Origin of the sequence: Microcystis sp. M_QC_C_20170808_M9Col, assembly GCF_007095495.1 — a bacterium.
Lineage (GTDB): Bacteria > Cyanobacteriota > Cyanobacteriia > Cyanobacteriales > Microcystaceae > Microcystis > Microcystis aeruginosa.
In genome coordinates this window covers 1-11,121 of the sequence record NZ_SFBZ01000030.1, presented here as the reverse complement: position 1 = coordinate 11,121, position 11,121 = coordinate 1, and the positions used below count along the sequence as shown (strand labels likewise).

General features: G+C 43.2%; 13 protein-coding genes. 7 read left to right on the top strand and 6 right to left on the bottom strand.

Annotated elements, in window-relative coordinates; genetic code table 11:
• Positions 1–302: 302 nt before the first annotated feature.
• The gene (locus tag EWV68_RS02000; protein ID WP_287168638.1) at positions 303–890 is read right to left on the bottom strand and encodes a hypothetical protein; all 588 of its coding nucleotides are present in this window, start codon (positions 888–890) and stop codon (positions 303–305) included.
• A 263-nt stretch (positions 891–1,153) separates the two neighbouring features.
• On the opposite strand from EWV68_RS02000, the gene EWV68_RS01995 reads away from it, so the two are divergent.
• The 5 genes from EWV68_RS01995 to EWV68_RS01975 all read left to right on the top strand — a co-directional run bounded on the left by EWV68_RS01995 (position 1,154) and on the right by EWV68_RS01975 (position 4,241).
• Entirely contained in the window at positions 1,154–2,377 is a 1,224-nt protein-coding gene (locus EWV68_RS01995) for a DHH family phosphoesterase (protein ID WP_061431716.1), read from the top strand.
• Positions 2,378–2,429: 52 nt separating this feature from the next.
• A complete protein-coding gene (sixA, locus tag EWV68_RS01990; protein WP_061431715.1) occupies positions 2,430–2,924 on the top strand; it encodes a phosphohistidine phosphatase SixA in 495 nt (164 codons plus the stop codon).
• A 68-nt stretch (positions 2,925–2,992) separates the two neighbouring features.
• Positions 2,993–3,484: a hypothetical protein gene (locus EWV68_RS01985; RefSeq protein WP_287168636.1), complete on the top strand. Its 492-nt coding sequence runs from the start codon at positions 2,993–2,995 to the stop codon at positions 3,482–3,484.
• A 95-nt stretch (positions 3,485–3,579) separates the two neighbouring features.
• Complete coding sequence (locus EWV68_RS01980; RefSeq protein WP_002770259.1) at positions 3,580–3,837, top strand: hypothetical protein; 258 nt, start codon at positions 3,580–3,582, stop codon at positions 3,835–3,837.
• Entirely contained in the window at positions 3,822–4,241 is a 420-nt protein-coding gene (locus EWV68_RS01975; protein ID WP_223210675.1) for a type II toxin-antitoxin system VapC family toxin, read from the top strand. The genes EWV68_RS01980 and EWV68_RS01975 overlap by 16 nt, the downstream gene beginning before the upstream one ends.
• A gap of 550 nt (positions 4,242–4,791) precedes the next feature.
• On the opposite strand, the gene EWV68_RS01970 is transcribed toward EWV68_RS01975, so the two are convergent.
• The 4 genes from EWV68_RS01970 to ftsY all read right to left on the bottom strand — a co-directional run bounded on the left by EWV68_RS01970 (position 4,792) and on the right by ftsY (position 8,842).
• Positions 4,792–6,075 carry a DUF3086 domain-containing protein gene (locus EWV68_RS01970; protein WP_061431713.1) on the bottom strand — a complete coding sequence of 428 codons (1,284 nt, stop codon included), beginning with the start codon at positions 6,073–6,075 and terminating at the stop codon, positions 4,792–4,794.
• 81 nt (positions 6,076–6,156) lie between these two features.
• Positions 6,157–6,573 carry a DUF3119 family protein gene (locus EWV68_RS01965; protein WP_002777863.1) on the bottom strand — a complete coding sequence of 139 codons (417 nt, stop codon included), beginning with the start codon at positions 6,571–6,573 and terminating at the stop codon, positions 6,157–6,159.
• 39 nt (positions 6,574–6,612) lie between these two features.
• Entirely contained in the window at positions 6,613–7,413 is an 801-nt protein-coding gene (locus tag EWV68_RS01960) for a metal ABC transporter ATP-binding protein (protein WP_287168634.1), read from the bottom strand.
• A 94-nt stretch (positions 7,414–7,507) separates the two neighbouring features.
• Entirely contained in the window at positions 7,508–8,842 is a 1,335-nt protein-coding gene (gene ftsY, locus EWV68_RS01955; protein WP_287168633.1) for a signal recognition particle-docking protein FtsY, read from the bottom strand.
• A 225-nt stretch (positions 8,843–9,067) separates the two neighbouring features.
• On the opposite strand from ftsY, the gene EWV68_RS01950 reads away from it, so the two are divergent.
• Entirely contained in the window at positions 9,068–9,655 is a 588-nt protein-coding gene (locus EWV68_RS01950) for a Uma2 family endonuclease (protein WP_287168631.1), read from the top strand.
• 100 nt (positions 9,656–9,755) lie between these two features.
• Complete coding sequence (locus EWV68_RS01945; RefSeq protein ID WP_287168630.1) at positions 9,756–9,941, top strand: PCP reductase family protein; 186 nt, start codon at positions 9,756–9,758, stop codon at positions 9,939–9,941.
• Between the two features lie 4 nt (positions 9,942–9,945).
• Here EWV68_RS01945 and moaA read toward each other — a convergent pair whose 3' ends face one another.
• The gene (gene moaA / locus EWV68_RS01940; protein ID WP_287168628.1) at positions 9,946–10,941 is read right to left on the bottom strand and encodes a GTP 3',8-cyclase MoaA; all 996 of its coding nucleotides are present in this window, start codon (positions 10,939–10,941) and stop codon (positions 9,946–9,948) included.
• Positions 10,942–11,121 lie beyond the last annotated feature (180 nt).

The window sequence follows — 11,121 nt, the reverse complement described above, 5'->3', positions numbered from 1 at the left end:
GACGATTGCGGTTTTTGGGCTGTCGTCGAGTTGTCTAACCATTGCTTAACCCTAGAATTTCGTCTTGGCTTCCTTCATAGTATAACTTTACTATAAAAAACTAGGGCAAATATTTAGGGTTTGCTGAAAAAGTTTTTCCTGGGGACAGGGTGTGACCAACTGTCTGCATCATAACCGATAGTGTCTGCCGCCGTTCCCTGTACACGGAAAACAAACGATAGAAACAATAATGGGAGGGACTTTCAGTTAATTATTTATTAGTAGTTGATAATCTTCAAAAATGTTGCTGTACAAGGATCGACTTAAGACTTTTGCAAGAGGTCTTGTATAAACTGGTGAAAGTCTGGTGATTTAATGAATTCTTGAAGGTCTTTTATTCCCTCTATAAATGAGGTTAACATCCACCCAAGCTCTTCAAGATGAGCTAATAATCGAGGGTTTTGTTCATCTAAAAAACTGATTAACTTATAATAGTCTTCTATAGAGCTAGTATCGAGTAGCGCTAAATCTTCATGAATCAACTTGTTTCGTTCCGCCACAATGTCTGAGAGAGCCTGTTTCTGAGCAGTTAAGAAATCTGGGTCACTATAGGTAGCCTTAAATGACCAAGACATACCTAACTCAGAAGAGTCTAGTTGAGGTTCAGACTGACTATCATCCACTAGCACAGTGTTATGTAATTTCCCAACTAGGCGACCTAATGGTTGCTTACGAAATCTCTCATAATTGTCAACGAACTGGTGACGGGTTGATGTTGATAATTCCTCGCTCTGAGTCACTGAAAGTAGATACTTTAAAGTACCTTCAATCTTTGAAAAATTAACTATATTTCTACCCAGCTTTCTTAGTGCTTCAGTTCTAACTACTTCAATATCTATCGGTTCATCCATGATTAATGGTAAGCTGTTGACTATCTAAATTATCTATTTTAACAAGTAATGGCAGCGATGGTTAATTGCTCTCACCCCTAACTCCTCTCCCAGAACAAACGGCAGGGGTCTTTTGATAGACTAGAGTTATAGCCCCAGAGTAAGGAGCTAGGGGCGAGAAAAGCTTAATAATTGAGATGAACCGATCGAGCGAGAATATCGTCTAGAATTAATTAACTCAAAAAATCCTGACTGAATCTACTTTTAAGCGAACTTTTCTAAAAATGATGGCTGAATTACTGAGTCTAGTTCCTGCCAAGTCCCTCGAAACCGATGTAGTGGTAGGGGAAGCGCCGGCAGTATGTCCCCTTCCTCCAGTCACGGTTAGTAATGATACCCTACTTATTTCCCTAATCGATCGCCTGCGACGTACTTTGGAAAATCACCGCGGCGAAAATCAAATTGTGGTGATGCAGGATTTCCCAGATCCCGATGCTCTTTCTAGCGCCTGGGCCTATCAAATTATCGCCGAACAGTACGATATTCACTGTGATATAGTCTATGCGGGTACTCTCTCCCATCAGGAAAATGTCGCTTTGGTAAAACTAACGGGTTTACCGGCTAAACGTTGGGGAGTCCATACCCTCAAGGATAGAGATCTTTCGGTTTATCAGGGTTGTGTTTTTGTCGATGGTCAGGGAACCAATAGTCAGTTAACCACTCTGGTTAAACAGGCAAAAATTCCCATTATTGTCGTGATTGATCATCATACTCGCCAAGGGGAGCTAGAGGCGGAATTTGTCGATATTCGTCCCCAAATCCGGGCAACAGCGACGATATTAACCCAATATATCCAAAAAGGGTTAATAAGTTTTAATAGTAGCGATACCGTCCATGTTAAGTGTGCCACAGCTTTGATGCACGGATTGCGATCGGATACGAATAATTTAATGCAAGCGCAAGAGTGTGAATTTATTGCTGCTGGTTATCTCAGTCGTTTCTACGATGCTCAATTATTAAACGCTGTCTTGCAATCGGCCAGATCCCGAAGGGTGATGGATGTGATTGAACGGGCCTTAAAAAACCGTATTATTAAAAATAATTATTCGATCGCCGGGGTGGGTTATTTGCGTTATGATGACCGGGATGCGATTCCCCAAGCTGCCGATTTTTTGGTGACAGAAGAAAATGTTCACACGGCTTTAGTTTATGGTATCGTTCACGATGAAGATGAGGAGATCGAGTTAGTCATTGGTTCTATGCGTACCAGTAAAATTACCCTAGATCCCGATGAATTTCTCAAGGAAGCTTTCGGACAGGATAACCAAGGTCGCTTTTTTGGTGGTGGTCGTTATATGGCCGGAGGTTTTGAAATTCCTATCGGTTTCCTCGGTGGTTTTAATAATAATGCCGAATACGCAAAACTTAAGTGGGAACTGTATGACACCCAAATTAAACAGAAACTTTCCCATCTAGTTAACCCAGATGAAAAGGTAATTCGCACCTAGCTATTAGACCTCAGCTATCTGTTAACATTGCCAAGACCGACCTAACACTGATATGAAACTTTATTTTGTGCGTCATGGATTAGCAGGACAATCGGGGGATTATCTCAACGATGGGGAACGTCCTTTAACCGAGGAAGGTAGGGCCAAAACTGCTAAAATTGCCCAAAGATTAGGACAGTTGGGGGTGAAATTTGACCTAATTCTCACCTCTCCCCTGGTGCGTGCTGTGCAAACCGCCGAAATTTTGCAAAAAGCGGGTTTAAGCCGTAAAATTGAGCAATTTAATCCCCTATCTCCCAACGGCAATATTCAAGATTGGGTGCAATGGTGGCAAAAGTCGGACTATCAGCGAGAGGAAAACGCGATCGCAATGGTAGGCCACGAACCGGATTTAGGCTATTGGACGGAAATGCTAGTTTGGGGCAAGTTTCAAGGAAAATTATCGGTCAAAAAAGCGGGAATAATTGGTCTAGAGGTTCCCAATCAGGAAAATCCCCTAGGCAAGTGTGAGTTATTCTGGTTGACAGCCCCGAAATTACTCCTCTAGGAATTAACCTGGGTGTATCTATCCTTTTTGAGGACTACAATCGATGTTTAGTTAATAGTTAAAAAATCATGAACGATGTAGAATTACGCCAGTTATTAACTGAGAAGTTAGCAATTTTGTCCGCAGACAATCTTAATTTAGTTGGGCAATTTATTGATAAGTTAACTCATCAAGAGGAAGCAAACAAATCCGACAATTACCTAACAGAAAAAGCATTGCAAACATGGCAATTTTTAGTTAAAAATAATCAAGAAATGGACAATACAAATCCTTTAAGTGAAAATGAAATTAAGATAATTTGGCAATTTTTAAGTCAATCTCACATTAGTAATAGTGACGGTAAAAGGGTTATTTTCGGGGTCACTAATGGGGACTGTACCAACGGTAGCACCCACCGCAATACTTTTAGCAATGGTAAAGGTTTTATTGGTGATAACAGGAGGTTGATTGACGGGAGTTGTAAATTCAAAGGCACCGATATCAACTGTAGTACCGTTAATGCGAGGGTTGCAGACGATATCAAAGGGTATTGTTTCGGTGATGTTGCTATCGCCATCTAAGTCGCGGGTATCAGCAGGGAGCAAGCTGTTACTACCTGCGTTGCTGGTAGGTTATACTAGGAGTCAAATACCTTAAATTGCTTAGTTGTTGAAAAATGACACAATCTTCTTTACATATCAGCACTCAAGTTTTACCCGGTAATAAAATAGAAATTCAAACCCCTGAACTCGCTGTTGGTGAAATGGTTGAGGTTTTTATTGTTCCTTCAACTTCTGAAAATGATCAAGATAAAAATGAATCTGACCCGCTAATTGGTTTGTTCAGAGGTTCTCCAGATTTAGCAACTCAATCTGAAGAAATTTTACAACAGGAGATTAAAGAAAATTCAGGATGGACATGGAAAGAAAAATAACAATAAGTGATACAGGGTTTGTAGTTGCTTTGCTAAATCAATCAGATATAAAACATAGTGATGTCGTAGCTATTTATCAGAACTATCAGCAAATATTATTACCCCAAACAGTTTTAGCAGAAGTCGCTTATTTAGTAGGTCGTAGTGCAGGTGTTAGCACTGTTGCGGCTTTTTTAAAAGGATTATCTGCAAGTCGGTTTCATTTAATTCCTTTAAGTGAAACTGATGTAATTCGAGTATCTGAGATTTTAGAAGAATACAAAGATAGTCGTATTGATTTTGTTGATGCAACTGTAATGGCGATCGCTGAAAGGCTCAAAATTACGCTTATATTAACATTAGATCAGCGAGATTTTAGATTATTTAGACCTAAACATTGTCAAAGTCTTGAGATTCTGCCCTAAGGTCTTTACTATAGTTTTTGATAACAAAGAGACGCAAACTCCGTCGCTTACGTCCCCAATTCATCCTCAATCAAAGTTTACCGCTTGGATAACCAAGAAATCACCCGTTTTAAGCTATATCCCCCCGTAAGGAAAACTAATACCATTTTTCTTTATTCGTAGCAGGCATAACCGGGTGCATCTCCTATTTGTGATTTTCTCTCACTTATGGTGAGCAGCAGAAGTTGTTCAAAGAGGGCGGGTAATGATTCGGTAGTAGTGGTGTAGCCCTCTTGCTTACCTGGTAAGTAGTCGTGCAAAATATTTAGGGTTTGCTGAATAAATCTAAAAACCTTGTTGGATAATATCTTTAGGCTTTTTTGAAATCAAAAAGTGCCTGGCATGGGAGTGATCGGGGGGAAAATTCAGGTACTTTTTCCCTGAAAATTAGGTAATTGACCACCTCAAAATCGGTAAAACCCCACACCCCACCTGCCCCCCCGATGTCGGGGGGGTTGGGGGGGCCACACCCAGCCCCCAGGAAAAACTTTTTGCCGCAGACCCTAATTAGTTAATACCAATAACTAGAACTTTGTTGGGGTTCAGGGGCAAAAGCTAACCAGTAGGGGAATTGTAAAAGAGCGAAATTGAGCCGTTCTTCGGTATCATCGATGATAATGAGCGGTGAATACTTATCCTCGATTAAACGTTCCGCTTTTTGAATCAAAGCTTCGGGAGACTCAAAGAGAACGATGCCGCGGTCTGGTCCAAAATCGGCGCGGGAAATGCCGAGACAATCTTGGAGGCCGCGCCGCCATTCGCCTAAACGTTCGGGACTATTAGCCAGAACTAGAGAACGGAAGCGATCGCCCTGTAATTCCGCCATAATCGAGATAATTGCCGAAGCGACCAGAATATTCTGGAGACGGCTGCCCATACCGCGAACAGTACCCCGGCCCCCCTGTTTAAAGAACCACTGTTGCACCCGTTCGGCGTGAATTGGCTCAAAAGTGCGCCGTAATTGCCAAGGGGGACCGTAATAGTCAGGACGACTGCGATAACGGTCTAAAAGAGTTTGGATGCGCTGATTTTGGTCAGAAAAGCCCTGTCTAGGGGTGGATTGCCCCACCGGTTCCGATTCATAACCCGAACGGTTAGAACGACGGGGTTCTTGCCAATTATCCTGGCCCTGGTTACTGGTGCGGGGGGGACGGGGACTTTCTTCCCGATAATCCCGGCCTTGACTGCCACGGGATGGGCGCGGGTTTTCCTCCCGTTCGATCCGCAGGGGGGGTTCCACGGAGCGGGGGGATTTTTCGGGGGTTTCAAAACGGGGTAATTCCAGCTGTTCGGCAGCCGCGGCCAAATCCTGTAAACTGCCCACCAGATAGTCTTTAAATCCCTGAACCCGCACGGCTATGTCCTGGGAGACTCCGGCGAAATTACTCCGCATTTCCTGCCGAATACGCTCACGACGGCGTTCTAACTGTTCGATCGCCAATTCTAAAGCCTGTTTGCGTTGTTCTAGGTCTTTTACGCCTTCCTTGAGCATTCTTTCGATTTGAGCTTTGATATCTCCTAGTTCCTCGGCGATCAAGCGTTCTTTTTCCGCTTTTAATGCCGATATTTCTGCCGCTAGGCTCTGTTTTTGCCGTTCTAGAGCCTCGATTTCTGCCCGCAGGGGTTGCGCCTGCGCTGGGGGAACTAATTCGCCTTCGGGGGCGATTTCCGATGGCAGCGGATTCTCTACCGGGCGATCGTTCCAGAGATCGTCAAAACTAAATTCTTCGACAGATTCATTGGGTAAGTCTGTCATTTTGTCAAGGGGTAAAACATTAAAATCTTCTGAATTCATCGGCTTTAGAAATGCAGAGCGAACAAAGGGCCAAGGCAGGCAATTAAAACGCTATTAGCCAGATTTTATTTTAACTCAATCTTAGTTCGCTTCTGAGTCGATCGCTTGCGATGCTGCTAAAGGATAGTATTTTTCCAGGCACAGTCTCAGGGTTGCGCTGTCAAAGATAATGGGCAAAAAATGAATGCTGTTAATTTCTTTGAAATAAAATAAGATCGGGACTTTATTCCAGAAAATACGCCAATTTTGCCATTCTTGGTAGGGAAAGGAGCGAATTTGTTGCCCGGACAGATAGACATCTAAGGAAGTGGGGGTAAACTGGAGACGAATGCGGGTAGTCTGGAACATCAAGAATAGCCCTAACAGGGAGAAAATTATGCCGAGCCAGACCTGTAAAAAGAGTAAAGGCAGCGATAAAATTACCAAAAACAGGGGAATTCGATAGTTAGGAGCCAGTTCGATCGTTCCTGTTACTTCTTGCGGGGAAATAGTTTTCATCGGTGTCCCTATCGGCAGTCAGCCAAAATATCTTCGCTTCTAGTTTATCCCATTGTTTTTCGATAGGCGATCGAGATAATCGAGACTCGATCGGCGATGATCTGGAGATGTCATGGCATCATAGAAGGAGACTTTACCCCCATAGGCACGCCGGAGATTAAAATCGGTTAAGACCTTAGATCGTTGATCGGCGAGGATCAATTCTTTATTTAAGAGGATTAAATCAGCAAAATGAGTGATAGATTCGCCTAAATCATGATTAACCACCATGACAATTTTATTTTCTTGGGCTAACTCACCAAAGATATTAAAAAGAATTCCCTCGGTTTTTTGATCTACCCCAACGAAAGGTTCATCAAAACAGAAAATCTCCGCTTCTTGGGCCAAAGATCTGGCTAAAAAGACTCTTTGCTGTTGTCCCCCCGACAGCTGACCGAGGGGACGATGGCGCAAATCAGCCATTTCCACCCGTTCTAGGGCATTTAAAGCCTGTTGACGACTAATATGGGAAAAAGGACGAAACCAACCCGTTTTTCTGACTCTCCCCATCATTACCACATCCCAAGCGGTGACGGGATAGGTCCAGTCGATTTGAGATCTTTGGGGAACATAAGCGACTTTATCCAGTTGTTGCTGTAGAGATTGCCCTTGATAGTGAACGCTTCCCTGTTGTACGGGAATTAATCCTAGCATGGCTTTGATCAGGGTACTTTTGCCCGCACCGTTGGGACCGATAATACCGGTTAATCGTCCTGGATGAATTTTCAGGGTGATATCCCGTAGGGCTTCCACGCCGCGATAATATACTCCTAGATGACTAACTGTAATTGTCGTTTGCATAGTTGTTACCCTGAGTCTCCAGTTCTAGCATAACTAAAAATGAGACAATTATGAAGCAACCATGAAAAGATTATGAAAGATAGCTAGGGTGAGATTAATCGCCACTCAGTAAAGCTTCCACGAATTCGTAACTGGAAAAGGGCCGCAGATCCTCGATTCCTTCCCCAGCGCCAACAAAGCGAATCGGTAGGTTAAGCTGACGCGCTACGGCAAGGGCAACACCCCCTTTAGCTGTACCATCGATTTTAGTCAGGATCACGCCGCTTAATTGGGCAGCTTCCGAGAAAACCTCTGCCTGTCGCAGCCCGTTTTGTCCTAAAGTGGCATCGAGAACTAGAAGGGATTCCACCACAGCACTCTCGGCTTTTTTGTCGATAATGCGGCGAATTTTGCTTAATTCTGCCATTAAGTTCTTTTTATTCTGCAATCTTCCCGCCGTATCCACTAAGAGTAATTCTACCTCCCTGGATTTAGCGGCTTCGATGCCATCGTATACCACGGCGGCCGGGTCGGTATTTTTGCCCGGGTTGGCAATTACTTCGACTTGCGATCGCTCTCCCCAAACTTTCACCTGTTCCACGGCAGCAGCGCGAAAGGTGTCGGCAGCGGCGATCATACAGCTATAGCCAGATTGTTTAGATAAATGGGCTAATTTGCCGATAGTCGTTGTTTTACCGACTCCGTTAACTCCTGTGAGCATCCAGATATTTAATTTGCCTTTTTCTGGCTCAAAACCGGGGTTGCTATAATTGGCTAAAGGTGCATCTAAAATCTCGCGGATAATTTCTTTGAGATATTCGATCGCTTTTTCGGGGGGCAAAGCTTCCTGTTTTAGCTTATTTTGGAGGGTAGTGATAATATAATCGGTGGCATCTACCCCCACATCGGCCTGAAGCAATAAAGCTTCGATTTCCTCCACCGCATCTTGATTGAGGGGACCCTGACCGACCACGGCCTTAAGCTGATTGACCAAGCTGCGGCGCGTTTTGCCTAAACCCTGACGCAATTTTTTTAACCAAGTGATTTCTTCTTCCGAAACGTCCTCTGCTTGTCGTCCCTGATTGGCTAAAACTTTGGCGGACCAGATAAAATCCTCATCTGGTTCTGTGGGGGTTTCGATGGCGGTTTCTTTGAGAATTTCGAGGCGATCGGATTTTTTCAGCCATGCGGGGGTATTATCCTCGGTTTCTTCTTCTTTAACCGGTTCTTCCTCTTGCGGAGGTTCGGTTTCAGCAATAGATGTCTCAGGGGTTTCGCTCACGACGGCCTCGGCCGTGGCTTTTTTCTCTTGAATATTTTTAAAGGCTTTTTTGGCCCAATCTAAATAGTCTTCCTGACTGGTTGTCTCGCTGGGGGTTTCCTCTACGGGTGCAGGGGGTGCTTGTTCTTGTTCGGTTTGGACTTTCTGACGACGGAACCAGTTAAACATAGGAGAAACTAAACATAAAACTATTTATCTAGTTTATTTTAACCTTTGGGGTGAGCAATTTTGATAGTTAGATTTTTAATTGTGGATTTCTCAGCATTTTTTGCCAGAGATTAAGCAAAAAATATGATCCGAGCCACTCAATTGATAACCTTGCTCAAGGATAACTTTGTCTCTTTTTAGAGAAATGCTGTATCCTAGAAAATAGAATAGGAAGGAGAGTCAAAAATGTTAACCACTACTGAAACTAAATATTATACTCCCGAAGAATATCTCGCCCTAGAGGAAACGTCCGAAGATAAAAATGAATATCGTCAAGGAGAAATTATCCCAATGGTAGGAGCCACCACTAATCACAATCAGATTTGTCTAAATTTTTGCCGTAATTTTCCCTTAAATATCAATAATCAAGATTATTATACCTACATGGAAACGGTGCGTTTATGGCTGTCAGGCTATAGCATTTACACCTATCCCGATGTGATGGTGATTAAAGGTAAACCTCTCTATCAAGGGAATAGTCAATCTAACGTGATCAATCCTTTAATTATTGTCGAAGTTCTCTCTAATTCTACCCAAGCTTATGACCGAGGAGATAAGTTTAAATTCTATCGTTCTCTGCCAACTTTTCAAGAATATATTCTGATCGAACAATCTAGTTATAGTGTGGAACGTTACTCTAAACAAAAGGATGATCAATGGTTAGTTGATTTCGTCACGGGGGAAAATGCGGTTTTACAATTGCTGTCGGTAGATTGGCAGATTTCTTTTCAAGATTTATATCAAAGAGTAAATTTCGACCTAGCAGAAACCTAAAATTAAGAGAAAGGTGAAAAAGACTCGCTGTTAATAAAATCGTTATCTCAAAATAGCTCATCTTTTTTGGTATAATAGACGGACTACTATTGTTAAATCTATGGACGCTCTAGATTTTTCCGATCAACTACAATGGACCGCAGAAGCAAAAGCAAAACTGAGAAATATTCCCTATTTTGTTCGTTCCCAAGCGCGTCAAAGGATAGAAGAATTAGCTCGTCATGCCGGTTCCGATCGAGTTACCGTGGAAATGGTAGAACAGGCTAGAGTAGAATTCGGACAGTAGATTTTTAGCCGCCAATTTGGGACATAGTACGGGTATAAATGCCGCTTGATGTGCCGGAATCACGCAGTTTAAAGTTTATTTCTGCTTTCAGTTCCATTAATTTCTGGACTTTTTCCCTGATTTCTGCCGGCGAAATTCCCTGACGTAGGGCGGTTTTTAGGTCAATTTGTCCGGTTTCGTTGAGGAGACAGGGACGCAACCAACCATCGGCCGAGAGACGTAGGCGGTTGCAGCGATCGCAAAAACATTCCGACATCTGACTGATAAAGCCAATTGTACCCTTAGCCCCCGGAATTTGAAAAACATCGGCTGGACCATTTCCCCGCACTTGACCCTCATTTAAGCCCCATTTTGCCCGAATTCGCCCCCTTAATTCCTCGCTCGCAATCCAAGCTTTTTCTTGAAATAAATCACCGTTACCGATGGGCATAAACTCGATAAAACGGACGTGCCAACGCTTCTCAATGGTCAAAGCCGCTAAATCTTCCACTTCTGCCTCATTTATCCCCGGAATCACCACCACATTCAATTTTAAGGGGTCAAAACCCACCCTCTGGGCCGCTTGAATACCTGCCCAAGTTTTTTGCCAACGACTCCGGCCGCGATTACCGATAATTTTATCAAAAGTGTCGGGGTCGAGGGAGTCTAAACTGATATTAATCCGTCTTAGTCCGGCTTCATACAACATTTCGGCTAAATTGTCAAGTAAATAGCCATTAGTGGTCAAGGCTAAATCGCTAGTGGCAGATAAAGAGGCGATATCGCGCACAATCTCCACTACTTCGGGATGTAAGAGAGGTTCCCCACCAGTAAGGCGAAATTTGCGGAAACCGAGGGGAATAAAGACATTTTTGACTAAAGTAAGAATTTCCTCCCGGGTGAGTAAATCTTGCGGTCGAACATAGGCCAATTCTGCATCTTCAGGCAGACAATACTGACAGCGAAAGTTACAGCGATCGATTAAACTAATCCTGAGATAGTCGATTTGGTTCCTGTTCACGGGCAAATACTGTTATAAAACTTCATGAATTTATCATAACAATTCCGGCTCGATCGATATCTAGGGTTTGCTGAATAAATCTAAAAACCTTGTTGGGTAAACCTTTTAGACTTTTTTTCCCTCAAAAAGTGCCAACCATTGGAGTGATCGGGGGTAAAATCCCTGAACTTTTTCCCTGAA